Below are 22,251 nucleotides of genomic sequence, written 5' to 3'. Positions count from 1 at the left end.
GATTATCTCCGCCCCGGGTGAACGGGCGGTGAACCCACGCCGAGCGGCCTTCACGCCGCGCTGAGGCAGCCCTCCAGGTGGTCGTCGACGTACCCGAGCGCCTGCATCGCTGCGTAGGCGGTGGTGGGCCCGACGAACCGGAAGCCGCGCTTCTTGAGGTCCTTCGCCAGCGCGGTCGATTCCGGGGTACTCGCCGGCACCTGGTCGAACCGCGACACCCGCCGTGCGCGGGTGGGCGGGCGGTGCGCCTCGAACACGTCCGCCAGCGTGTGACCGCGCTCGTGCAGATCCAGCAGGGCGCGGGCGTTCGCGATCGTCGAGGCGATCTTCGCCCGGTTCCGCACGATGCCCACGTCCGCCATGAGGCGGGCGACGTCGCCCTCGTCGAACGCCGCGACCGCGGCCGGGTCGAAACCCGCGAACGCCGCCCGGAAGCCCTCCCGCTTGCGCAGGATCGTGATCCAGGCCAGCCCGGACTGGAACGCCTCCAGGCTCACCCGTTCGAACAGTTCGTGCTCGTCCGGACTGTTCGACGGCGGCACTCCCCACTCGTTGTCGTGGTACGCCTCGTAGAGGGCATCGCCGGTCCCGAAGCAGCGGAACGTCTCCATGGGCGAGATCGTAGGCGCCGCCCCTGACAGCGGCGCCCGGCCTGGCCCAGGATGGGGTCGTGAGCACCCACGAGAACTCCCAGTCCGAAGCCGTCCTCACCTCGCTGCGCAGCCTGCGTCAGTCCCGCCAGTTCCTCCCGGACCCGATCGGCCGCGGTGACCTCGAACAACTGCTCGAGGTCGCCCGCTGGACCGGCAGCGCCAAGAACACCCAGCCCTGGCACCTGGTCGTCGTGACCGATCCGGACGTCAACGCCCGGCTCGCCGCGGCCGGCGCGTTCGCCGGCTTCCTCGAGGGCGTCACCGCCTCGATCGTGATCGCGGTCAGGGGCGAGGGCCGGTCGGTCGCCTATGACGACGGCCGGCTCTCCGAGCGGGTCATGCTGGCGGCCCAGGCCCTCGGGATCGGCAGCGGCACTGCCTGGTTCAGCACCCCGGAGAACCGGCAGCAGGTCCGCGACCTGCTCGGCATCCCGGCCGACCTCGAGCCCTGGTCCGCGATCGGGCTCGGCTACACGGACGCCACGCAGGCTCAGGCCGCGCCGAGCCTGTCCGGCCGCAAGCCGATCTCCGAGGTCGTCAGCTGGGAGCGCTACGGCGCCTGACGGCGAGGTGGGTTCGATCGACGTTTCGGGTCAGGGGAGCGCCAGCGGCGCGTGGATCACGCGCCGTGCAGGACGGCCCCCGTCACCTCGAGCAGGCGCACCCGCAGCGCGTCCGACCGCTGCGCGAACGCCCGTTGTGCCGCCACGTAGGTCGCCTTGCCCGCGGACGTCTCGATCGGAACCGGGTCGTAGCCCCAGTCGGTCAGGTCGTACGGCGAGGCACGCATGTCCAGCTCGCGGATGTCCCAGGCCAGCTCGAACGTGTCCAGGAGCAGGTCGCCGGGCACCACGGGGCCGAGTTTCGTGGCCCACTTGTAGCAGTCCATCCCCGCGTGCAGGCAGCCCGGCTGCTCGCTCGCCGGCTGCTCGGCGCGGCTCAGCGGCTGGGCGTTGCGGTCGACGGCCCCGGGCGTGAAGAACCGGTACGCGTCGAAGTGGGTGCACCGCAACTGGTGTGACTCGACCACGGCGTCGGTGCCCTCGCCGCCCAGGCGGAGCGGGGCGCCGCGGTGGCGCACCTGCGCCCGATCCTGGCGGTAGACCATGGCCCATTCGTGCAGCCCGAAGCACCCGTACTGACCGGGCCGGGACCGGGTCGCGCCGAGCAGGTCATGCACGTACACCACCGTGTCGCGCCGTTGCTCCAGGTAGCCGCCCACGTCCACCGTGGCCGACCCGGGGACACGCCCGCGGGTGTACCAGCGGGCGCTCGCCCGGTCCGGCGCGTCCAGGAGCGTCACTCCGGCCCCAGGGTGCCAGCGTCGCAACTGGGCCGGTTTGGTCGGGTAGTACGTGAACAGGAAGTCGTGCACCGGGTGCGCCTCGTGACGGGACCGCCGACGGCGGTGTCCGGCCGTGTGGGCGTCCGCACGTTCCGCATGGCTCGCCTCGAGCGCCCGCCACTGCAGCGGCGCCAGGACCGTCGTGTCCGGTGCCGACCTGGTCGGGCTGGTTGCGCTCATCGGGGTGGGGGAGCGGCCGGGTAGGGCGGCACCGCGGGCTGTTCGGGTGGAAGCCGTCGGTCGAAGGGGGCCGGCGGCTCGGCGGGTCCGGCAGGTCCGGTTTGCCCGGCAGGTCCCGGTTGGCCGTACCGCTGATGGCCCGGCTGCACGAACCGTGGTGGGGCAGGTTGGCCGTACGGCTGCACGGGAGGGTGGGGCGCACCGTAGTTCGCGCCCGGTCCGTACGGTCCGGGCGGTGGTGGCGGGAGCGGGCCGCCCGCCGGGACCGGGGCGTACCCGGGCTGTCCCGAGCCGGCCGGTCCCACCGAGCCGGCCGGTCCACCCGAGTCGGCCGGTCCACCCGGGCCGGGCGGGGCGCCCTGCCAGGCAGGTCCGCCGGGTCCCGTCGGCGGCCACTGGTGCGGTGCCGTCGGCTGTGGCGGGCGGATCATCCGGTGGATCAGGCGTTCCAGCGGACCCTGCCCGAGGGTCAGTTGCCAGAGGGTGGCGAACACGAAGGTGCCGATGATCAGCCAGATCAGCGGCCAGTTCGACTGAGCGTTCCAGACCGCCTCGTTGCCGAGGATGCGGATGTAGACGATGTGCAGGCTGTAGACGGTCAGGGACATCGCACCGGTCGCCGAGATCGGGGTGAGGACCACCCGCAGCGCCGTGACGTGGGTGGTCAGCAGCAGGCACAGCCCCAGCACGGCCAGCCCCACACCGATGTTCCCGCCCATCTCGAACGTGCTGCCCGAGTGCGGTTCGACGCTGGTCAGACTCGCCGCCACCCCGAACTGGTCGGGCAGGCCCGACCACAGCAGGTACCCCGCGCCGTAGAAGAGCGCGGCGATCGCGATACCGGCGCCGAGCAGCCCGACCTGGACCCGGACCTTCTGCATCGGCAGCCGGCCGACCGCAAGGCCGACCAGCAGGTAGGCCGTCCAGCTCAGCGCCGGGTAGTAGCCGGTGAGCAACTCGAAGAACGGCGGGAGGCTGAGCGTGGGTTCCGGGCTGTCGAACACCGCCCACCGGGTCAGCAGCACGACCTGCGGCATGACCAGCACGGCGCCGAGCGCCCAGGCGAGCACCGCCGTCGGGCGTAGTCGTAGGAACGGCAGGGCGAGGACGAACAGGAACGCGTAGGAGTCGAGGATGACCGCGACCGGGGTACCCAGGAACCAGAGCAGCCACCCGAACACGAACAGGATCGCCGAGCGCTTGATGATGCGGGTGCGCTGCACCCGCAGGCCGTGCAGGTCGTCGGGATAGGCACGGCGGGTCATGAAGGCCAGCCCGATCCCCGCGAGGAGCGCGAACAGCGCCGACGGACGGCCGTCCGCGACGAAGAACCAGCCGGTCGGCGAGAGGATCTCGGCGTCACGCTCCAGGCCCAGGTGCGCCACGAACATGCCGAGCACCGCCAGGCCCCGAGCGGTATCGACTCCTACGATGCGCTTCACCCGCTCAGGCTAACGAACGTGCCCTGCCCACTTACCGGGCCGGACGGGCAGTTCGCCCCTAAACTCGGTCCATGGAGCGCGCCGACACCTACACCCACGGGCATCACGAGAGCGTGCTGCGGTCACACCGGTGGCGCACGGCGGAGAACTCGGCCGGCTACCTCCTCCCGTACCTCGAGGAGGGCAACGACGTGCTCGACGTCGGCTGCGGTCCCGGGACCATCACGGTCGGCCTGGCCAGGCACGTCCGCCCCGGCCGGGTGCTCGGGGTCGACCGGGCCACCGACGTCCTCATGAAGGCGTCCGAACTCGCCGAGGCCAGCGATGTCGACAACGTCCTCTTCGAGCAGGCCGACGTCTACAACCTGCCGTATGCGCGCGGCGCGTTCGACGTGGTGCACGCCCACCAGGTGCTGCAGCACCTCAGCGACCCGATCGCGGCACTCAAGGAGATGGCACGGGTCACCCGCCACGGCGGACTGATCGCCGTCCGGGACGCGGACTACGCGGCGATGGCCTGGTACCCCGCCAGCGCGGGCCTGGACCGGTGGCAGGAGCTCTACCACCAGGTCACCGAGAAGAACAACGCCCAGGCCGATGCCGGACGGCGCCTGCTCGCCTGGGCGCGCGAGGCCGGTTTCGAGGACATCACCGCCTCGACCGGGTCCTGGTGCTACGCCGACGACGACGCGCGCACCTGGTGGTCGAACCTGTGGGCCGACCGGCTCGAGCAGTCCTCGCTCGGCCGGCAGATCCTGGGTGCCGGCATCGGGACCGAGACGGACATCACCGAGGTGGCGCAGGCCTGGCGGGACTGGGGCCAGGAGGAGGACGGCTGGTTCGTGGTGGTGCACGGGGAGCTGGTGATCCGGGTCTGACCCGGTCCTGGTGCGCCGCGGCCCCGGCCCGGCACTAGGTTTGCCGTTATGCAGATCGCGCGCTTCACCACCGGAGACGACCCGCACTACGCCCTGGTGGAGGGCTCGGAGCTGGTGGTCCTCACCGGTGACCCCCTCTACACCCCGCTCACCCCGACGGGTCAGCGGGTGCCGATCGAGACGACGCGGCTGCTCGCGCCGGTGATCCCGCGCTCGAAGGTGGTGGCGTTCGGTCGCAACTACGCCGAGCACGCAGCCGAGCTCGGCAACGAGATCCCCGAACTGCCGCTCGTGTTCATCAAGCCGAACACCACCGTCGTGGGCCCGGACGACCCGATCGTGCTGCCCTCCTACTCCCAGGACGTGCACCACGAGGCCGAGCTGGCCGTGGTGATCTCCCGGATCTGCAAGGACCTGCCGGCCGAGCGCGCGAACGAGGTGATCCTCGGCTACACGGCTGCGAACGACATCACGGCCCGGGACGCCCAGCGGGCGGACAAGACCTGGACCCGCGGCAAGATGTTCGACACCTCCTGCCCGCTCGGGCCGGTGCTGGTCACCGACCTCGACGTGTCCGACCTGCGGATCCGGGCGAGGGTCGACGGCGAGGTTCGTCAGGACGGCTCCACGGCGCAGATGATCCACTCGGTGCCGGACCTGATCGCCTACGCCTCCACCCTGTTCACGTTGCTGCCGGGTGACGTCATCCTCACCGGCACCCCGGCCGGGGTCGGCCCGATCCGCGAGGGGCAGCGCGTCGAGGTGGAGATCGAGGGGATCGGGGTGCTCGGCAACCCGGTGGTGCGCCGCTAGGACCCGCTAACCTCGCCACCATGGGCGTCATGATCATGGTCCACCGGGTCCCCGAGGGCATCGCGGACCCGTACACGGAGATGCTGTACGAGGAAGCCGGCCACTACCTGCCGATGGGGGAACCGGACGCCCTCGCGGGCACGCTCAACGAGGCGCTCGCGGCCACCGGGGCCGAGGGGTCCATCGACGCGGGCACCGGGGTGCTCGTACCGCACGGCGTCGACAGCATCAGTTTCACCGTCCACGCCGGTCAGGTCCGGATGATCTTCGTCAATGGACCGACCGGAGAGGTCTTCGACGCCCTGGCCGCCGTCGGCGCGCCCGACTGGGCCGTGCTCGACGCCGGAACGGGCGAGCGCTACAACTGATGGCGGTAGTGGGCCCGGTCGGTCGTCGAGAGTGCTGAGTCGGCCGCCGGAACAGCACTCTCGACGGACGGCGGACCTGGCCGATCGCCCCAGAGTGCTGAGTCGGCTGCCGGAACAGCACTCTCGAAGGCGTGCCCGTTCGCGCGGCTAGGCTGGGCGCCATCATGACTACCGCTGCCACGCCCACGGGTTCCGACATCCGCGTCCGCTTCTGCCCCTCGCCCACCGGTACCCCGCACGTCGGGTTGATCCGAACCGCGCTGTTCAACTGGGCCTACGCCCGGCACACCGGCGGCACGTTCGTGTTCCGGATCGAGGACACCGATGTGGCCCGGGACAGCGAGGAGTCGTACCTGCAGCTGCTGGATGCGCTGCGGTGGCTCGGGCTGGACTGGGACGAGGGCGTGGAGGTCGGCGGCCCGCACGAGCCGTACCGGCAGTCGCAGCGGATGGACCTGTACGCCGACGTCGCTCGGCGCCTCCTGGAGGCGGGCCATGCGTACGAGTCGTTCTCCACCCCGGAGGAGGTCGAGGCCCGGCACCGTGCGGCCGGGCGGGACCCCAAGCTCGGCTACGACGGCTTCGATCGCGACCTCACCCCGGAGCAGGTCGCGGCGTTCAAGGCCGAGGGTCGCGAGCCCGTGCTGCGGATCCGGATGCCGCAGGACGAGGTGACGTTCACGGACCTGGTCCGCGGGGATGTCACGTTCAAGGCCGGCTCGGTGCCGGATTTCGTGATCGTGCGCGGCAACGGCCAGCCCCTGTACACCCTCGTCAACCCCGTCGACGACGCCCTGATGGGCATCACCCACGTGCTCCGCGGCGAGGACCTGCTCTCCTCCACACCTCGCCAGGTGGTGCTCTACCGGGCGCTGCTGGACATCGGGGTGGCAGGCGTGATGCCGGCGTTCGGGCACCTGCCCTACGTGATGGGGGAGGGCAACAAGAAGCTCTCCAAGCGTGACCCCGAGTCGAACCTGTTCCTGCACCGGGAGCGGGGGTTCACCCCGGAGGGTCTGCTGAACTACCTCGCCCTGCTCGGCTGGGGGATCTCGCCCGACAACGACATCTTCTCCCGCGAGGAGATGGTCGCCGCGTTCGACATCGCCGACGTCAACCCGAACCCGGCCCGGTTCGACCTGAAGAAGGCCGAGGCGATCAACGCCGCCCACCTGCGCCTGCTCGCACCGGAGGACTTCCGGGACCGGCTGGTGCCGCACCTGCACGCCGCCGGCCTGGTGCCCGCGGGGTCGTACGCGGACCTGGCACCCGAGCACCGCGACCTGCTCGACGCTGCCGCCCCGCTGGTCCAGGAGCGGATGACCCTGCTCGGTGAGGCACCCGGGATGCTCGGTTTCCTGTTCACGGCCGACGAGGCGGTCGTGGTCGAGGACGACGCGCGCGGCGCCCTGCGGGACGAGGCCCCCGCGGTCCTGGACGCCGCCATCGAGGTCCTGACGAATCTCGCCGATTTCTCCCCGGAGTCCCAGCAGGAGGCGCTCAAGGCGGCGCTCGTGGAGGGCATGGGCATCAAGGCCCGGTTCGCGTTCGCCCCGCTGCGCGTGGCCGTCACCGGGCGCCGGGTGTCCCCGCCGCTGTTCGAGTCCATGGAGATCCTCGGCCGGGACGCCTCGCTCGCGCGGTTGCGGGCGCTGCGCGCCACGCTCTGATGCCCGACGGCGGAGCTGACGTCTCGAGGCGCGTGGTCCGTGGTGTCCTGTTCGACATCGACGACACCCTCGTGGACACCCGCTCCGCGTTCGCCGCGGCGCTCGCGGAGGTCGCGGCCGAGTTCCTGCCCGGCGTGCCCGCGGCCGACTACCCCCGACTGCTCGCGACCTGGCGCGCCGACACCGGCCGCTACTACCGGGCCTTCACCCGCGGTGAGATCGGCCACCTCGATCAGCGGCGCGCCCGCGTGGACCAGTTGCACGAGGTCTACGACGGGTCGGTGCTCGACGACGCGACGTTCCTGCGCTGGAACGAGCGCTACGACGCGGCGTTCGAACGCGCCTGGACCGCGTTCGACGACGCTGTCCCCGCCGTTACCGCGGCCCGCGAGGCCGGGCTGCGCACCGGCAGCCTGACGAACGCACTGGCCGCCATGCAGCGGGTCAAGCTCGTGGCCACCGGGCTCGACGACCTCGCGCCGCTGCTGGTCTCGCTGGACAATTTCGGGGTCGGCAAGCCGGACCGACGGGTCTTCCTCGAGGCCTGCCGGCTGCTCGGCACCGCACCCGAGGAGACCATCTACGTCGGCGACGAACTCGACACCGACGCCCGCGGAGCCCAGCACGCCGGCCTGCACGGCGTGTGGCTCGACCGACCCGGCCGGCGCCGCGGCGCGCCTCATGACGAGGACCCGGCCGCCGCGGCCGCCGACGGCATCGCGGTGATCGGGGGCCTCGACGCACTGGCGTCGGTCAGGTTGGCCCTGGGCTGACCCACGGAGATCGGGCCCGGCGAGCCGCGGAGGTCACGCCCGGCAGGCTGCGCCGGCGCACTCTTCGGCGCCGGCAGCGCTCGCGGCGCCACTGCGGGTCGCGGCCGCGGTCGCCGTGCGGGTCTCGGTGCGTGCGCCGCCGGCGCCCACGCCCCGCGCCCCACGGCGCTCGAGCCCGGTCCGGACCGCCGCCGTGAGCCGGCGCAGCGTGACGAGCCACCGCGGCGGGACCACCTGGTCGGGGTGCGCGGCCAGGTGGCGTCGACGCTCGGCCGCGGTCACGGCCTCGTCGTGGTGGATGCGGGCGATCAGGGCCAAGGGGTGTTCCGGTCGGTGTCCCATGGGTCTGTCCTCCTCTGCGGTTCTTCACCCGGCCGTGGTGAACAGGTCCTGCTCACATGTGGCCATGGCGGACTGTTCGCCGACGGGAGCGGCGTTCCTCGAGGCACGGGGCAGCCGGCGCCTGAAGGCCGCCGCGATCCGGCGGACCGTCACGCGCCAAGGGGCGGGGACTTCGCGGTCGGGGTTCTCGGCCAGGAGCCGCCGGCGCGCGACGTCGGCGAGCAGTTCGTCGTGGCGGGTCGCGGCGATCGGGGCGAAGGGGTGCATGTGGCTCGGTGTCCTCTCAGTGTCCGCTCGGGTCCACTCGGCGGTGTCGGTGTGCCGCTTCAGAGCGGCGGGATGCCGGACGCCCTCAGTGCGGCCAGGGTGCCGATCCGCTCCTCGGCGGCATCCAGGTGGAGCCGGCGCTGGGCCTGGCCGCGCCGGCCGGTACCCAGGCGCACAAGGGCCCGTCCGAACCGGACCGCCAGGGTGTTGCGTGGCCCGCGTGCGACGGCGTCGGCCCGGTTGGCCTCGACGCGCGACGGCCAGAACGCCTGAGTTTGGAAGCCCGTGTACTGCGTCATCTCGGTCATCTTCTTCCTGCCTGTCCGACTGGATCCTGCTGCCCTGCAAGTGTCCCTCCGATCACGGACAGTTCCCGTCCTAGATCCCCGTCTACGATGGCCGCATGATGTCCTCGACCGCGCGGTTGCTGCAGCTGCTCTCGCTGCTGCAGATCCGGCGCGAGTGGACCGGCGCCGCACTGGCCGAGCGGATGGGGGTCACGGACCGGACCGTGCGCCGCGACATCGACAAGCTGCGCGAGCTCGGCTACCCGATCCGGGCCACCGCCGGGGTGGCCGGCGGGTACCAGCTCGGGCCCGGCGCACAGTTGCCACCGTTGTTGCTGGACAACGACGAGGCGCTCGCGGTGGCCCTCGGGCTGGCCGCCGTGGCCGCCAGCCCGGTGGCCGGCGTCGCCGAGGGCTCGGTGCGGGCCCTGACCAAGTTGGAGCAGGTGCTCCCGGCCCGGTTGCGCAGCCGGTTCACGTCTCTGAAGGCGGCGGTGACCCGACTCGGTGGGGCGACCGACGCCGTCGACCCGTCGTACCTGACCGAGATCTCGGGTGCCATCGCCTCGCGCCGGCAACTCGCCTTCGAGTACGAGCGGGCCGACGAGCAACGGATCCGGCGGCTGGTCGAGCCGTACCAGCTCGTCGACGCCGGGCAGCGCTGGTACCTGGTCGCGTGGGACACGGTCCGCACCGACTGGCGGACGTTCCGCGTGGACCGGATCCGCACCAGGCCCAGCGAGCGCGCCCGGTACACGCCGCGCCCGCTCCCGGCCGCCGACGCCGCCGCCTACGTGCAGGAAGCCATCACCCGGTCGCCCTACCGGTACGACGTGACCGTCCGGCTGCGTGGGGGCCCGGCGGCGCTGGCCGGCCGGGTCGCGCCGACCGCCGGGCAGCTCGAGGTCGACCCCGACCCGCCGGACGGCGCGGCGGGCGGGTGGAGCATCCTGCGCGCCGGTTGGGACGACGTGGAGGGCTTCCTCGGCTACCTGCTCGGCCTGGAGACCGAGTTCCACATCCTCGGCCCGCCCGAGTTCCTGGACCGGTGCCGCGCCATCATCGGCCGACTCGAGGGGGCCGTGGGCACACGCTCCGACGTCGACCGATGACTCGGGCGGTGGACATACATAGGATGCCTATGTATGTTGGTGGCACGTGAGCACGAATCTCGGACCCGACCTGCTGGCCGCGGTGGCGTTGCTGAACCGCTGGGCCACCGCCCGCGCGGAGTTCGACGTCCCGGCCGCACAGGCCCGGCTGCTCGCCCTCGTCGAACGCACCGGCCCGGCCCGGATCAGCGACCTGGCCCGCGCCGACCGGTGCAGCCAGCCGACGATGACGGCGCAGGTGCAGCGGGTCGAGGAACTCGGCTGGGTCACGCGGACCGCGGACCCGACCGACGGTCGCGCCGCGCTCGTCGAACTCAGCGAGCAGGGTCGCGTCGCCCTGCGCGAGGTGCGCCGGGCCCGTGAACGGGCCCTCGAGCCGTCCCTGGCCGAGCTCAGCGAAAGCGAACGGGCCGCGCTCGAGGCGGGCGTCGCCGTCATGCGTCGGCTCGTCGAACTGCCGGCGGTCACGCCGGCGCACGCACCCACCGACCCCGCCTGAGGCCGGCACGATCCCGCGGACGCCGCGGGCGAGCAAGGAGAACCATGCTGCGTCAACCCAGATCCGTCCTGGCGATCGCATTCGCGAGCGTGATCGCGTTCATGGGCATCGGGCTCGTGGACCCGATCCTCAAGCCGATCGCCGACGAGCTCGGTGCCACCCCGTCGCAGGTGTCGCTGCTGTTCACCAGCTACATGGCCGTGATGGGCCTGGCGATGCTGGTCACCGGCGCAGTCTCGAGCCGGCTGGGTGCCAAGACCACGATGCTGATCGGCCTGGCCATCATCATCGTCGGCGCCGGGATGGCCGGCTCCCAGGACTCCGTGAGCGGGATCATCGCCTGGCGCGCCGTGTGGGGCCTGGGCAACGCCCTGTTCGTCGCGACCGCGCTCGCCGCCATCGTCAGGTCCGCGAAGGGATCGGTCGGGCAGGCGATCATCCTCTACGAGGCCGCTCTCGGCGTCGGCATCGCGATCGGACCGCTCATCGGTGGCCTGCTCGGGCACATCTCGTGGCGCGGACCCTTCTACGGCGTGTCCGTGCTGATGGCGATCGCCCTGATCGCCACCTTCCTCCTGGTGCCCGCCACCCCGAAGGCAGAGCGGACGACCTCGGTGCTCGAACCGCTCAGGGCGCTGCGTCACCGGGGGCTGCTGATCACCGGACTGACCGCCCTGCTGTACAACTTCGGGTTCTTCACGCTGCTCGCGTTCACCCCGTTCCCGCTCGACCTCGGCGCCTTCCAGATCGGCCTGATCTTCTTCGGCTGGGGTGCGTTCCTGGCGATCACCTCGGTGCTCGTCGCGCCGCGACTGCAAGCCCGGTTCGGCACGCTCCGCCCGATCACGTGGGCGCTCGGCGCGTTCGCAGTGATCCTCGCCATGATGGCGATCCTCACGGACTCCAAACTGGCCCTGGCGATCGGCGTGATCCTCGCCGGCGCCTGCCTCGGCGTCAACAACACCCTGATCACCGAGACCGTGATGAAGGCGGCGCCCGTGGAGCGCGGCGTGGCCTCGGCCGCCTACAGCTTCGTCCGGTTCGCCGGGGGAGCCGTGGCACCGTGGCTCGCCGGCTACCTGGGCGAGAACCTCAGCGTGCACCTGCCGTTCTGGGTCGGTGCCGTGGCGGTCACCGCCGCAGCCGTGCTCATCACCGCGGGCCGCCGGACGCTCGCCCACGTCGACGACGAGGCCGAACGGCCGCACAGCGTGGCCGAAGCGACCGAGCTCACCGCCGCCGACGCCTGACGGACCCCGGCCCGGCGCGTTCGCGCGGTCCCGATGAGTCCGGTCCCCCGCCACGGTCCATCCAGGTACACCAGGCGAGGAGTGAGATGGCTGAGGTCGAGGATGTTCGTCCACTGGGCACCGAACTGGAGCGCTCGTACGAGGTCCACGTCCGGGGACGGCTGAAGTTCCGAGTCGGGCAGATCGTCTACGTGGCGTTCTCGCTCGACGAGGTCGTGATGGAGTTCGCGTTCCCCCGGGATGAGCGGGCAGCCCTCGTCGGCGGAGAGCCAGACAAGTTCGCGTTGCCGTCCGCCTCGGACATGCGGTTCCACTGGGTCCACGCCCGCCTCGCCGAGCTGGACCCGACGGAGGCTCGCGAGTTGGTGGTCGATGCCTGGCGCATGGTCGTCCCGCAGAAGGTCTCCCGCGCCTACGACCTGACCCATCCCGACGGCCCGGGGCCACCACCGGCCGCGCCCGTCACCGGACCGTGAACTCGCGGTGGCCCTCCGGAGCGACCGCACGGACCTCGACCGCGTCCACCCGGGCCGGGCCGGGCCCGACCCGAGCCCAGGCGAGCACGTTCTCGACGGCGGCCGTCGGGCCCTCGACGTGGGCCTCGACCGAGCCGTCGGTGCGATTGCGGACCCAGCCGGTGGCGCCTGCCTCCGTGGCCGCACGCACGCACCGGTAGCGGAACCCGACGCCCTGAACCAGGCCGCGGATCACTAGGCGTCGCGCGACCGGTGCGTCCATCGGCCCATTGTGCACCGGCTCGCGCGATGCCCCCTCAGCCCCTGGCCGTGACCGCCTCTCGGCGGGCCGCGATCAGGGCGGCCGCGCCGAGGACCACGGCGCTGCCGAACACCCAGAGCAGGTGCACCCAGGCCGGGCTGGTGGCGACCCCGGTCCAGTACGTGATGTCCTCGGCCGGCATCACCACGGCGTAGGCGAGCTGACCGTAGTGGAACGTCGGCAGGTACCGGGCGATGTCGCCGAGCACCTCCGGCAGTTCGGACAGCGGCATGAAGAAGCCGGACGCGAACGCCAGCGGCAGGAAGATCAGGTTCGAGATCACGGCCGCCGCCCGCGGTCGCACCAGGAACGCGATCGCGAACCCGAGCGGAGCGAACAGGAGCACGCCGGCGATCATCAGGGCCGCGAGCGCGACCCAGGTTCCCGCATCCAGGCGCACGCCCCCGGCGGTCGCCGCGAGCACACCGATGGCCGCGACGATCAGCGCGGCCAGGACCACCGCGCTGGCGACCTTGCCGACCAGGTAGGTCCAGACCGGCACGGGCGTGGCCCGCAGCGTGCGCAGCCAGCCCTGACCGCGGTCCTTGGCGACGTCCTCGCCGAACGTGAAGATCGCGAGCGAGATCACACCGTACGCGGCCATGGAGACCACGAACGCCGTCCGCACGGTGGTCCCACCGGGGAGCACGCCGGCGTTCGGTAGCCCGAACATGGCGTAGAGCAGCACCGGGATCGCGATGGCCCCGACGGCGAACTCGGGGGTGCGCAGCTTCGAGCGCACCTCGGTGACCGCGCTCACGGCGATCAGTCCCAGGGCGCCGCCCTGGCGGACCTGCCCGACGGCGGAGGCCGCCTTGGTCTCTCGGGTGGCGGTCATCGGTCGTCTCCTTCTCCGGCGGCGGTGGAACTCTCGTTGGTCAGGGCGAGGAAGACCTCCTCGAGGTCGTCGTCGCCGTGGTGGGTGAGGGCGTCCGGGGTGGTGTCGGCGACCACGCGACCGTCCGCGACGACCACGACCCGGTCGGCGACGGCGGCCGCCTCGGTCAGGTCATGGGTGGCGAACAGGATGGTGGCACCGCCGGCGACGCTGGCCCGGGCCTGGTCCCAGAAGGTGCGGCGGGAGGCCACGTCCATGGCCGCCGTCGGCTCGTCGAGCAGCAGCAGTTCGGGGGTGCCGACCAGCGCGAGCGCGAGCAGCAGCCGCTGCCGCTCGCCGCCGGAGAGCGACTTCACGGCCCGGGTGGCCCGCTTCGTCAGCGAGGTTCGGGAGAGGACCTCCGCCACCGGCAGCGCGCTCGGGTAGCCGCGTCCCACGAGCCGGACGAGCTCGCGTACCTGCAGCTGGTCCGGGAGTCCGGCGGCCTGCAGCATGGCCCCGATCCGGGTCCGGACCCGCCCACCCGGTTCCTGGCCGAACACGCGCACGGTCCCGGACGTGGGCCGGACCAGACCGAGCAACAGTTCGAACGTCGTGGTCTTGCCGGCCCCGTTCGGCCCGAGCAGCGCCACGATCTCTCCCCGGGCGACGCCCACGTCGAGCCCGGCCAGGGCATCCACCCCGGGGTAGGTCTTGCGCACGTCGCGCATCTCCAGCACGGTCATGATCAGTCTCCTTTCGACCGATCACCACGCTAGGAATCGACGGCAGCGGGCGGATGTGCCGGACGGCACCGATCCGACCCATGACCAATGGCACGGGGTGCGCACAGGCCCCCCACCGGGCGAGCGGAGATCACCCGCTCCGTGCGGGACCGGCCTCCGGGATCAGTCCATCGCGATGTGCTGCTGGACCTTCTCCTCCGGAGGGATGTCCGCGGCTGCGGACGTGAACTCGATGTCGACCCGGTCGATCTGGCCGGTGAACGGGAAGCCGCGTCGATCCCGGTAGGACTCGACCACGGGGGACCCGCTGTTGATGCCCACCGTCATGCTCTCCACCCCGAACCTGGCGCGGACCTGTTGGGGGATGTTCAGGTGGCCGACGATCGCGCCATCGATGGTCAGGTCCAGCTCCGCCGGCCCGCCCGGCACGGCCTGCAGGGAGCGGAAGGTGAAGCCGAGGGTGGTCCGGCCCCGCGGCACGTCGACGTCGGAGACCACCTCGTACCGCTCGAGGTTGAAGAAGTTGTAGTGGTAGACGAGCTTGCCGTCGCGCACGAACAGCGCCCAGCCGGCCGTGTCGCCGCCCACGTGGAACAGGACGCCCTCCGCGCCGTCGTCGGGGATCGTGACCGGAACGGTGACCGTGTGGTCCACGTTGTTGAGCTTCGGCCCGCTGCCCTCGGGCAACCTGGGCATCCCGGGCGGGAAACTCACGTGGGTGCGCCCGAAGAAGTAACTGGGTCGCAGGCGCACGTCCAGCCGTTCGGCGAACCGGTCGTCGAGCGGGAGCACGTCGTGCTTGGCGGCCTCGACGGTGAACAGGGTCTGCAGCTCCGCCAACTTCTCCGGGTGCTCGGTGGCCAGGTCATGGGCCTGCGAGAAGTCGTCGGCGATGTTGTAGAGCTCCCAGGTGTCGTCGTCCCAGGAGAACGATCCCGCGTTGATCCAGGGCAGCCGGCCGTGTCGGCAGGATGCCATCCACCCGTCGTGGTAGATGCCGCGGTTGCCGTACATCTCGAAGTACTGCGTCCGGTGCCGGCTCTGCGCCGGGTCGCCGGCGAAGGTGTAGGCGAAGGAGGTGCCGTCCATCGGCTTCTGCGGGATGCCGTTCAGCATCGAGGGCTCACTGATGCCGATGGCTTCAAGGATCGTCGGGGCCACGTCGATCACATGGTGGAACTGATACCGGGTGGCCCGCCGCTCGGCGAGCCGGGCGGGCCAGTGCACGACCATGCCGTTCCGGGTGCCCCCGAAGTGGGAGGCGATCTGCTTCGTCCACTGGAACGGTGTGTCGCCGGCGTGGGCCCACCCGACCGCCATGTGCGGGGACGACCCGGGCAGCCCCCATTCGTCGATGTGGGGGAGCAGGTCCTCGATCCGCTCCTGGTAGCCGTTGAGCGTGTGGATCTCGTTGAAGGTGCCGATCAGGGTGCCTTCGGCGGAGGTGCCGTTGTCGCCCATGATGTAGAGGAAGAGCGTGTTGTCGAGTTCGCCCATGGCCTCCAGTTCGTCGACGAGCCGGCCGATCTGGTGGTCGGTGGCCGCCAGGTAGTCCGCGTAGTTCTCGAACTGGCGCCGGAACAGGCGTTTCTCGTCCTCGGTATGGTCGTCCCAGGCGGGGATCTCGGCGTGCCGCTCGGTCAGGTCGGTCCCGGGCGGGATCACGCCCAGTTCCAGTTGGCGCTGGTAGACGCGGGCCCGGTAGGAGTCCCAGCCGAAGTCGAACTTGCCCTCGTGCCGGCCGCGCCAGTCCAGCGGCGGGTGGTGCGGCGCGTGCATGGCGCCGGGGGCGAAGTAGGTCAGGAACGGGCGGTCGGGGGCGATCGCCTTCTGCGTCCGCATCCAGCCGATGCAGTCGTCGGCGAGATCCTCGGTGAGGTGGTAGCCCTCCTCCGGCGACTTCGGCGGCTCCACGGGTGTGGTGTTGCGGGTGAGCTGCGGATAGAACTGGTCGGTCTCACCGGCGATGAAGCCGTAGAAGTAGTCGAAGCCCATGTTCGTCGGCCAGTTGTCGAAGGGGCCGGCGGAGCTGGTCATGTTGTCCGGGACGTTGTGGTTCTTGCCCCACCAGCCGGTCGCGTAGCCGTTCTGGGAGAGGATCTCGGCGAACGTCCCGCAACTCCTCGGGATGATCCCCGTGTAGCCCGGGAAGCCGGTCGCCTGCTCCCCGATGACCCCACTGGCCGCCGTGTGGTGGTTGCGGCCGGTGAGCAGGGCGGCCCGGGTCGGAGCGCACAGCGCAGTGGTGTGGAACTGGCAGTAGCGCAACCCGTCGTCGGCGAGCCGGTCGAACGTCGGCGTCTCGATCAGCCCACCGAACGTGCTGGCCAGCCCGTAGCCGACGTCGTCCATCAGCACGATGACGATGTTCGGTGCGCCCTCGGGTGCGCCCTGCGGCGGCGGGAAGTCGGCCGTCGAGTCCTGCGCGTAGGTCCCGATGTCCACGTTCGGGAACCGGTACTCCGGACGGGGATAGGTGTCCCGGTCCACCTTGAGTTCGAATGGGGTGTCTTGGCCGGACATCGGTGTGCTCCCTCGGGTCGACACGCTGGGCAATCACCCACCATCCGACCGTGCCCCCGGGGTGCGGAGCATCACCCGCGCGGGATGAGCGCACCCATGACTCATGGCACATCCGCCCTGTGGTCGCTGCTGGCTAGAGTTCGGGGCATGGTCCCTGGCACGGCGGAACGGATGAGCGCCGGCGCGGGGCTGCTCGCGACGCTCGCCGTCGGGGTCACGACGTTCGCCGCCGGCTCGCTCGAGGGCCCCTCGGCCGTCGTCTGGTGGGTCGCCTACGCCGTGTTCGCGCTCACGTTCGCCCTGGACACCGAGATGTTCTTCCGCGCGCTGCTGCCCGAGCGGCCGGTGGTCGCGATCCTGATGGTCAGTGGGATCACGGTCTGGCTGGCCGAACCTCAGCTCGGGTGGAGTTCGGTGCTGCTCGTGGTCACCGCGGCAACCGCCGCCTACGGGCTCGAGCCCCGGTGGGTCGCGGCCGTGGTCGTGGCGCAGACCCTCGCCGTGTCCATCGGCAGCGCCCTGAGCGGGGCGAGCGTTCCGGACGTCGTTCTCACCACGGTCACCTATTTCGCGTTCCAGGCGTTCGCGGCGCTGGTGATCGGGTCGGCACGCAAGGAGGCACGGTCCCGCGAGGAACTCGCCGTGGCCCACGCCGAACTGCGCGCCACGGCGGCCGTGTTGGAGACGACCAGCAGGTCCGCCGAGCGGCTCCGGATCGCCCGGGAGCTGCACGACCTGCTCGGCCATCAGCTGACCGCACTGGCGCTCGAGCTTGAGGTGGCCGCTCACCGGAGTACCGGTGAGAGCCTGGAGCACGTTGCGCGAGCGCGCGGCATCGCCAAGGACCTGCTCACCGACGTGCGGGCGACGGTCGGCGAGCTGCGGGACGCACCGATCGGGCTCGAGCCGACCCTACGTGCCATCGTCTCCGACGTGCCGGGCCTGTCGGTCGGCCTGTCCGTGGCAGAGGTGCGCCCGCTCGACGAGGAACGTGCCCTGGTCGTGGTGCGCTGCGTCCAGGAGATCCTCACGAACACCCTGCGGCACGCGCGCGCCACCCGGCTGTGGATCGACGTCCGCTCCGATGAGGACGGGCTCAGGCTGTCGGCGGAGGACGACGGCTCCGGTACCGGGGCGATCGAGCGGGGCAACGGTCTACGCGGGATGGCCGAGCGGGCCGAGGCGATCGGTGGGTCGCTCGCCCTGGCCTCCGAGCCCGGCGCGGGGTTCCGGGTGCTGCTGACGGCGGGACCGGCGTGACGGGCCGGCCCGACGGCGCGGGCGCCGATCCCGCGAGCCGGCACCCCGACGGGACGCGTGACGGCGGCGGCGTCGGTCGCGGAGTGCCGATCCGGGTGGCGGTCGTCGACGACCAGACGCTCGTGCGCCAGGGCATCCTGAGCCTGCTCTCGCTCACTGACGAGGTCACCGTGGTCGGTGAGGCGGGCGACGGCGACGAGGCCCTCGAGCTGCTCGGCGGCACCGACGTGGACGTGCTGCTGCTCGACCTGCGGATGCCGCGTCGGGACGGCCTCGCCACCCTGGAGGCACTCGCCGAACTCGGCTCGGACGTCCCGGTCCTCGTGCTGACCACGTTCGACGACGACGAGCTCGTGCTCCGGGCCCTGCGCGCCGGTGCGAAGGGCTATCTCCTCAAGGACGTCACCCTGGACCAACTCGTCGACGCCATCGGTACCCTCGCCGGCGGCGGCACCCTCCTCCAGCCCGGCCTGACCGACCGGCTGTTCCGCGCGGCCGCCGCTCGAGCCGGCACCGTCACCGGGATCGAGCGTCCGGAGTCGCTCACGGCGCGGGAGCTGGACGTCCTGCGACTGGCCGCGGCCGGGTACTCCAACGCCGAGATCGGCACCGCCCTGCACCTGGCCGCGGGCACCGTCAAGAACCACCTGTCCAGCGTGTTCGCGAAGCTCGGCGTCCGGGACCGCACCCGCGCGGTGCTGCGGGCTCTCGATCTCGGCCTGCTCGAGGGAGGGGACCGGTGAACGACACACCGAACCCCGGGGTGCCGATGCTGACCTGGGCGGACGCGGCCACGATCGCGCAGCGGTACCGGCTCGGCCCGGTCGCGTCCCTGACCGGTCCCACGGCCACCGGCATGCAGGGCGCCGTGTGGCGGCTGCGCACCAGCGATGGTGACTACGCGGTCAAGGTGCCACTGCGCCCCCAGGACGAGGGTGAGATGCGTGCCAACGCCGCGTTCACCCGGGCCGCGATCGACGTGGGCGTGCTCGCCCCGGCGGCGCTGCGGACGACGGCGGGGGACCTGCTCACCGATCTGGCTGCCGGACGCCCCGCGGACGCGCCCACCCAGGTCCGCGTCTACGCCTGGGTGGACCTCGACGACGCCGACCTCGGCATCGACCCGGGCGCCGTCGGGCGCGTGCTCGGCCTCGTGCACCGCGTCGGTGCGCCCACCACGGAGGCGGTGGACCCGTGGTACACCGAGACCGTCGGGGAGCGAGCCTGGGCCGCGCTCGCCCGGGCGGCCAGCGACGGCGGGGCGCCGTTCGCCGCCGACCTCACCGCCGTGACCGCGTCGGTGAGCGACCTCGAGGACCTGGTGCGGCCGCCGTCGGGCCTTCGGATCTGCCACCGGGACCTGTGGGCGGACAACGTGCGCACCACACCGGGCGGGCGGTTGTGCGTGATCGACTGGGACAACGCCGGCCCGGCCGACCCGGCCGGCGAGCTCGCGATGGTGCTCACCGAGTTCGCGACCGACGCCGCCGGGCGCGTGGACCCGGGCCGCGCCCGGCGCCTTCTCGACGCCTACGCCGACGCCGGTGGGCCGGCCCGGCTGCGCGAGCCGGGGGACTTCTCGATGGTGGTGTGTGTGCTCGGTCACATCCTGGAACTACACGTGCGCTCGTGGCTGCGGGGCGAGGAGCGGAACCGCAGCGAGGCCGGCGTGGCGGAGTTCCTCGACCGGCGGGTGACCCGATCCACCATCGAAGGGCTGCTCGCCGTGTGACGTTGCCCACGGCCCCGGGTTTTGGCCTACAGGCCCGGCTCGGGTAGAGTTCCTCGCCGGTACGACGTTCACGTTTCGGGTGCGGCACGCCTGCATCCGGGCCGGACGTTATACCCCCATGGGGTATGGTGTAATTGGCAGCACGACTGGTTCTGGTCCAGTTAGTCTAGGTTCGAGTCCTGGTACCCCAGCGGTTGGCATGGCAAGCGCTCCTGTGAGTGTCCGCTATGATCTTCCAGTGCACGGCCCCGTCGTCTAGTGGCCTAGGACGCCGCCCTCTCACGGCGGTAGCGCCGGTTCGAATCCGGTCGGGGCTACAAACCGAAGGCCCCCGCTCATCGAGCGGGGGCCTTCGTCATGTCCGCTCTCGCGCCCGCGTCACTGCGCCTGATCTCGGTATGGGCCGGGTTACGCTCGTGCCGGCCCACAACGAGGAGAGCGACATGGCGGCAGGTTCGGTTCGGTTCGACCGGCGGATCGGGATCGGGCTGACCCTCGCCCTGGTCGCCGGGGGCCTTGCTGCCTGCACCGACGCCGACCCGGACGGCGGGGACGACTCGCTCCCGCCGCAGGAGGTCGCCGCACTGGCCGTCGCCGACGCGCTGACCGCCGGGACCTACGACGACGCCCCACTGACCACCGAGGACCGCGCCCTCGCGGTCGCCGACACCGAGGCCGTGCTCGGCGCGCTGGCGGGCATCCCGCGCGCGGTCGAGGTGTCCTGGGTGAGCAGCGTCTACGACGAGGGCGAGGGCCGGGCCGCCGACGCCGCGCTCAGCTGGACCTGGGACATCGAGGGGACCGAGGACGACTGGTCCTACCCCGTCTCGGTGCACCTGGTCGAGTCCGACGAGACCTGGTCGGCCACCTGGGCGCGCGACCTGCTCGGCGCCGAGCTCGGCGAGACCGGCGTGTACGACGTGGCCCGCACCCAGCCCGCCCGCGGAGAGGTGCTCGGTGGCGGTGACGCGGTGATCGTCACGAACCGGAACGTGTTCCGGATCGGGATCGACAAGACCTTCATCGGCGCGGACGAGTGGGAGCCGGCCGCGCTCGCGCTCGCCGAGGCGGTGGGGCTCTCCGACCCGCAGGCCTACGCCGACCGGGTCCTCGCGGCCGGCCCGCGCGCGTACCTGGAGGCCGTGGTCGTGGCCCAGGAGGACCCCGGCACCATCGACCTGAGCGCCGTGCGCGCCCTGCCCGGGGTGAACATGCTCTCCGACGAGCGCCAGCTCGGCCCGACCGAGGGCTTCGCCGGGCCGATCCTCGGCCGGGTGGGGGAGGCCACCGCCGAGATCATCGAGGAGTCCGACGGCCTCGTCGTCGAGGGCGACATGGTCGGCCGGTCCGGCCTGCAGCGCGCCTACGACGACCAGTTGCGCGGCATCCGCGGCACCGTCGTCTCCCTCGTCGACGGCGAGACCGTCACCGAGGTGTACGCGGCGGACGCGGTCCAGGGCACGGCCCTGGCCACGACCCTCGACATCGACCTGCAGATCCTCGCCGAGTCGATCGTCGCCCCGATCGTCCCGGCCAGCGCACTCGTGGCGATCCGGCCCTCCACCGGCGAGATCCTGGCCGCCGCCAGCGGCCCGGGCGGGGAAGGACTGTCGACGGCGACCGTCGGCCAGTACGCGCCCGGCTCCACGTTCAAGATCGTCACGCTGCTCGCGCTGTTGCGCTCGGGCCTGGAACTCGACGACACGGTCTCCTGCACCGAGACCGTCACGGTGGACGGGCGGGAGTTCTCCAACTACCCCGGCTACCCGGCCGCCGGGCTCGGCGACATCACGCTCGAGACGGCGATCGCCCACTCGTGCAACACGGCCCTGATCGCCGAGGCGGACCGGATCGGGACCGCCGACCTCGCGGCCGCGGCGGCCTCCCTCGGCCTCGGCGCGACCCCCGAGCTGGGCTTCCCGAGCTTCCTCGGGTCGGTGCCGACCGAGGCCGCCGGGACCCTGCACGCCGCCGATCTGATCGGTCAGGGTCAGGTACTCGCCTCGCCGCTGGCGATGGCCACGGTCGCGGCCTCCGTGGCGGCCGGTTCGACCGTGCAGCCGTTCCTGCTCAACCTCCCGGAGGGGGAGCCGTCCGCCGAGGGCGAGGACGCGAGCGCCCCGGGCGACGAAGCGGCGACGGACGGCGCCGCGGCGACCGACGAGCAGGGGGCCACCGACGAGGACGCGGCGACCGACGACGCGACCGACGCGACCGGCGACGGCACCGCGGACGAGATCGTGCCCCTCACGAACGAGGAGGCGGCCCAGCTACGCGCGGCGATGCGCGCCGTCGTCTCCTACGGCACGGCGACCCAGTTGAGCGGCCTGCCCGGCGAGGAGGTCGGCGCCAAGAGCGGCACCGCCGAGTTCGGCGACGCCGACCAGACCCACGCCTGGATGATCGCCTACCAGGGCGATCTCGCCGTCGCCGCGTTCGTGGAGGTGGGCGCGTACGGGTCGGCCACTTCCGGGCCGCTGATCTCGGCCTTCCTCCAGGGCGCGCAGGGCTGACCGA

General features: G+C 72.0%; 24 protein-coding genes and 2 tRNA genes. 16 read left to right on the top strand and 10 right to left on the bottom strand.

Annotated elements, in window-relative coordinates; all coding sequences use genetic code 11:
* Positions 1–50: 50 nt before the first annotated feature.
* A complete protein-coding gene (locus EXU48_RS06025; protein ID WP_133106746.1) occupies positions 51–611 on the bottom strand; it encodes a DNA-3-methyladenine glycosylase I in 561 nt (186 codons plus the stop codon).
* Positions 612–670: 59 nt separating this feature from the next.
* On the opposite strand from EXU48_RS06025, the gene EXU48_RS06020 reads away from it, so the two are divergent.
* The gene (locus EXU48_RS06020) at positions 671–1,216 is read left to right on the top strand and encodes a nitroreductase family protein (RefSeq protein ID WP_133106745.1); all 546 of its coding nucleotides are present in this window, start codon (positions 671–673) and stop codon (positions 1,214–1,216) included.
* Between the two features lie 56 nt (positions 1,217–1,272).
* On the opposite strand, the gene EXU48_RS06015 is transcribed toward EXU48_RS06020, so the two are convergent.
* Both EXU48_RS06015 and EXU48_RS25295 read right to left on the bottom strand, forming a co-directional pair.
* Complete coding sequence (locus tag EXU48_RS06015; RefSeq protein ID WP_133106744.1) at positions 1,273–2,178, bottom strand: 3-methyladenine DNA glycosylase; 906 nt, start codon at positions 2,176–2,178, stop codon at positions 1,273–1,275.
* Entirely contained in the window at positions 2,175–3,620 is a 1,446-nt protein-coding gene (locus EXU48_RS25295; RefSeq protein WP_133106743.1) for a heparan-alpha-glucosaminide N-acetyltransferase domain-containing protein, read from the bottom strand. Before EXU48_RS25295 ends, EXU48_RS06015 begins: the two co-directional genes overlap by 4 nt.
* A gap of 71 nt (positions 3,621–3,691) precedes the next feature.
* Here EXU48_RS25295 and EXU48_RS06005 point away from each other — a divergent pair, with 71 nt between their 5' ends.
* The 5 genes from EXU48_RS06005 (at position 3,692) to EXU48_RS05985 (ending at position 8,122) form a co-directional block, all read left to right on the top strand.
* On the top strand, positions 3,692–4,498 hold the full coding sequence (locus EXU48_RS06005; protein ID WP_133106742.1) for a methyltransferase domain-containing protein: 807 nt from the start codon (positions 3,692–3,694) through the stop codon (positions 4,496–4,498).
* A gap of 48 nt (positions 4,499–4,546) precedes the next feature.
* Positions 4,547–5,311, top strand: a complete 765-nt coding sequence (locus tag EXU48_RS06000) for a fumarylacetoacetate hydrolase family protein (RefSeq protein ID WP_133106741.1) — start codon at positions 4,547–4,549, stop codon at positions 5,309–5,311.
* Positions 5,312–5,331: 20 nt separating this feature from the next.
* Positions 5,332–5,679, top strand: coding sequence for a hypothetical protein (locus EXU48_RS05995; protein ID WP_133106740.1), 348 nt, complete (start codon positions 5,332–5,334; stop codon positions 5,677–5,679).
* Between the two features lie 164 nt (positions 5,680–5,843).
* Positions 5,844–7,349 (top strand): glutamate--tRNA ligase, encoded by a 1,506-nt coding sequence (gene gltX, locus EXU48_RS05990; RefSeq protein ID WP_133106739.1) that lies wholly within the window; start codon positions 5,844–5,846, stop codon positions 7,347–7,349.
* On the top strand, positions 7,349–8,122 hold the full coding sequence (locus EXU48_RS05985; protein WP_133106738.1) for an HAD family hydrolase: 774 nt from the start codon (positions 7,349–7,351) through the stop codon (positions 8,120–8,122). Before gltX ends, EXU48_RS05985 begins: the two co-directional genes overlap by 1 nt.
* A gap of 33 nt (positions 8,123–8,155) precedes the next feature.
* On the opposite strand, the gene EXU48_RS05980 is transcribed toward EXU48_RS05985, so the two are convergent.
* From EXU48_RS05980 to EXU48_RS05970, 3 genes are read right to left on the bottom strand one after another with little or no spacing between them, the layout of a single operon-like run.
* Positions 8,156–8,464 carry a hypothetical protein gene (locus EXU48_RS05980; RefSeq protein ID WP_133106737.1) on the bottom strand — a complete coding sequence of 103 codons (309 nt, stop codon included), beginning with the start codon at positions 8,462–8,464 and terminating at the stop codon, positions 8,156–8,158.
* 24 nt (positions 8,465–8,488) lie between these two features.
* Positions 8,489–8,731, bottom strand: a complete 243-nt coding sequence (locus EXU48_RS05975) for a hypothetical protein (RefSeq protein ID WP_133106736.1) — start codon at positions 8,729–8,731, stop codon at positions 8,489–8,491.
* A 59-nt stretch (positions 8,732–8,790) separates the two neighbouring features.
* Positions 8,791–9,039 carry a hypothetical protein gene (locus EXU48_RS05970; protein ID WP_133106735.1) on the bottom strand — a complete coding sequence of 83 codons (249 nt, stop codon included), beginning with the start codon at positions 9,037–9,039 and terminating at the stop codon, positions 8,791–8,793.
* Positions 9,040–9,134: 95 nt separating this feature from the next.
* Here EXU48_RS05970 and EXU48_RS05965 point away from each other — a divergent pair, with 95 nt between their 5' ends.
* From EXU48_RS05965 to EXU48_RS05950, 4 genes are all read left to right on the top strand, one after another.
* Positions 9,135–10,130, top strand: coding sequence for a helix-turn-helix transcriptional regulator (locus EXU48_RS05965; protein WP_133106734.1), 996 nt, complete (start codon positions 9,135–9,137; stop codon positions 10,128–10,130).
* A gap of 46 nt (positions 10,131–10,176) precedes the next feature.
* Entirely contained in the window at positions 10,177–10,629 is a 453-nt protein-coding gene (locus EXU48_RS05960) for a MarR family winged helix-turn-helix transcriptional regulator (RefSeq protein ID WP_133106733.1), read from the top strand.
* A 44-nt stretch (positions 10,630–10,673) separates the two neighbouring features.
* A complete protein-coding gene (locus EXU48_RS05955; RefSeq protein ID WP_133106732.1) occupies positions 10,674–11,879 on the top strand; it encodes an MFS transporter in 1,206 nt (401 codons plus the stop codon).
* A gap of 86 nt (positions 11,880–11,965) precedes the next feature.
* A complete protein-coding gene (locus EXU48_RS05950) occupies positions 11,966–12,355 on the top strand; it encodes an MmcQ/YjbR family DNA-binding protein (RefSeq protein WP_133106731.1) in 390 nt (129 codons plus the stop codon).
* On the opposite strand, the gene EXU48_RS05945 is transcribed toward EXU48_RS05950, so the two are convergent.
* The 4 genes from EXU48_RS05945 to EXU48_RS05930 form a co-directional block, all read right to left on the bottom strand.
* Complete coding sequence (locus EXU48_RS05945; RefSeq protein WP_133106730.1) at positions 12,342–12,617, bottom strand: acylphosphatase; 276 nt, start codon at positions 12,615–12,617, stop codon at positions 12,342–12,344. The genes EXU48_RS05950 and EXU48_RS05945 overlap by 14 nt on opposite strands.
* A 34-nt stretch (positions 12,618–12,651) precedes the next feature.
* Positions 12,652–13,494: an ABC transporter permease gene (locus tag EXU48_RS05940; RefSeq protein WP_133106729.1), complete on the bottom strand. Its 843-nt coding sequence runs from the start codon at positions 13,492–13,494 to the stop codon at positions 12,652–12,654.
* Positions 13,491–14,219, bottom strand: coding sequence for an ABC transporter ATP-binding protein (locus tag EXU48_RS05935; protein ID WP_133106728.1), 729 nt, complete (start codon positions 14,217–14,219; stop codon positions 13,491–13,493). The genes EXU48_RS05940 and EXU48_RS05935 overlap by 4 nt, the downstream gene beginning before the upstream one ends.
* A 162-nt stretch (positions 14,220–14,381) precedes the next feature.
* Positions 14,382–16,742: an arylsulfatase gene (locus tag EXU48_RS05930; RefSeq protein ID WP_133106727.1), complete on the bottom strand. Its 2,361-nt coding sequence runs from the start codon at positions 16,740–16,742 to the stop codon at positions 14,382–14,384.
* Positions 16,743–16,889: 147 nt separating this feature from the next.
* Between EXU48_RS05930 and EXU48_RS05925 the strand changes: the two genes are divergently transcribed.
* The 6 genes from EXU48_RS05925 (at position 16,890) to EXU48_RS05900 (ending at position 22,247) form a co-directional block, all read left to right on the top strand.
* The gene (locus EXU48_RS05925) at positions 16,890–18,002 is read left to right on the top strand and encodes a sensor histidine kinase (RefSeq protein ID WP_165962698.1); all 1,113 of its coding nucleotides are present in this window, start codon (positions 16,890–16,892) and stop codon (positions 18,000–18,002) included.
* Positions 17,999–18,745 carry a response regulator gene (locus tag EXU48_RS05920; protein WP_235856870.1) on the top strand — a complete coding sequence of 249 codons (747 nt, stop codon included), beginning with the start codon at positions 17,999–18,001 and terminating at the stop codon, positions 18,743–18,745. The genes EXU48_RS05925 and EXU48_RS05920 overlap by 4 nt, the downstream gene beginning before the upstream one ends.
* A complete protein-coding gene (locus EXU48_RS05915) occupies positions 18,742–19,734 on the top strand; it encodes a phosphotransferase (protein WP_133106725.1) in 993 nt (330 codons plus the stop codon). The genes EXU48_RS05920 and EXU48_RS05915 overlap by 4 nt, the downstream gene beginning before the upstream one ends.
* 119 nt (positions 19,735–19,853) lie before the next feature.
* Positions 19,854–19,925 (top strand) — tRNA-Gln (locus EXU48_RS05910).
* A 53-nt stretch (positions 19,926–19,978) separates the two neighbouring features.
* Positions 19,979–20,051 (top strand) — tRNA-Glu (locus tag EXU48_RS05905).
* A 126-nt stretch (positions 20,052–20,177) separates the two neighbouring features.
* A complete protein-coding gene (locus EXU48_RS05900) occupies positions 20,178–22,247 on the top strand; it encodes a penicillin-binding transpeptidase domain-containing protein (RefSeq protein ID WP_133106724.1) in 2,070 nt (689 codons plus the stop codon).
* The last annotated feature ends 4 nt before the right edge of the window (positions 22,248–22,251 follow it).

Origin of the sequence: Occultella glacieicola, assembly GCF_004353825.1 — a bacterium.
In the GTDB taxonomy this organism is placed as follows: domain Bacteria; phylum Actinomycetota; class Actinomycetes; order Actinomycetales; family Beutenbergiaceae; genus Occultella; species Occultella glacieicola.
Note: the sequence above shows the minus strand (reverse complement) of the source record. Positions and strands in the feature narration are given on the sequence as shown.

Bases quoted from the DNA above. Each gene is read 5' to 3' on its own strand.
- EXU48_RS06025 (WP_133106746.1), bottom strand. From the start codon at position 611: ATGGAGACGTTCCGCTGCTTCGGGACCGGCGATGCCCTCTACGAGGCG.
- EXU48_RS06015 (WP_133106744.1), bottom strand. From the start codon at position 2,178: ATGAGCGCAACCAGCCCGACCAGGTCGGCACCGGACACGACGGTCCTG.
- EXU48_RS06005 (WP_133106742.1), top strand. From the start codon at position 3,692: ATGGAGCGCGCCGACACCTACACCCACGGGCATCACGAGAGCGTGCTG.
- EXU48_RS06000 (WP_133106741.1), top strand. From the start codon at position 4,547: ATGCAGATCGCGCGCTTCACCACCGGAGACGACCCGCACTACGCCCTG.
- EXU48_RS05995 (WP_133106740.1), top strand. From the start codon at position 5,332: ATGGGCGTCATGATCATGGTCCACCGGGTCCCCGAGGGCATCGCGGAC.
- gltX (WP_133106739.1), top strand. From the start codon at position 5,844: ATGACTACCGCTGCCACGCCCACGGGTTCCGACATCCGCGTCCGCTTC.
- EXU48_RS05985 (WP_133106738.1), top strand. From the start codon at position 7,349: ATGCCCGACGGCGGAGCTGACGTCTCGAGGCGCGTGGTCCGTGGTGTC.
- EXU48_RS05980 (WP_133106737.1), bottom strand. From the start codon at position 8,464: ATGGGACACCGACCGGAACACCCCTTGGCCCTGATCGCCCGCATCCAC.
- EXU48_RS05975 (WP_133106736.1), bottom strand. From the start codon at position 8,731: ATGCACCCCTTCGCCCCGATCGCCGCGACCCGCCACGACGAACTGCTC.
- EXU48_RS05970 (WP_133106735.1), bottom strand. From the start codon at position 9,039: ATGACCGAGATGACGCAGTACACGGGCTTCCAAACTCAGGCGTTCTGG.
- EXU48_RS05965 (WP_133106734.1), top strand. From the start codon at position 9,135: ATGATGTCCTCGACCGCGCGGTTGCTGCAGCTGCTCTCGCTGCTGCAG.
- EXU48_RS05955 (WP_133106732.1), top strand. From the start codon at position 10,674: ATGCTGCGTCAACCCAGATCCGTCCTGGCGATCGCATTCGCGAGCGTG.
- EXU48_RS05950 (WP_133106731.1), top strand. From the start codon at position 11,966: ATGGCTGAGGTCGAGGATGTTCGTCCACTGGGCACCGAACTGGAGCGC.
- EXU48_RS05945 (WP_133106730.1), bottom strand. From the start codon at position 12,617: ATGGACGCACCGGTCGCGCGACGCCTAGTGATCCGCGGCCTGGTTCAG.
- EXU48_RS05940 (WP_133106729.1), bottom strand. From the start codon at position 13,494: ATGACCGCCACCCGAGAGACCAAGGCGGCCTCCGCCGTCGGGCAGGTC.
- EXU48_RS05935 (WP_133106728.1), bottom strand. From the start codon at position 14,219: ATGACCGTGCTGGAGATGCGCGACGTGCGCAAGACCTACCCCGGGGTG.
- EXU48_RS05930 (WP_133106727.1), bottom strand. From the start codon at position 16,742: ATGTCCGGCCAAGACACCCCATTCGAACTCAAGGTGGACCGGGACACC.
- EXU48_RS05925 (WP_165962698.1), top strand. From the start codon at position 16,890: ATGGTCCCTGGCACGGCGGAACGGATGAGCGCCGGCGCGGGGCTGCTC.
- EXU48_RS05900 (WP_133106724.1), top strand. From the start codon at position 20,178: ATGGCGGCAGGTTCGGTTCGGTTCGACCGGCGGATCGGGATCGGGCTG.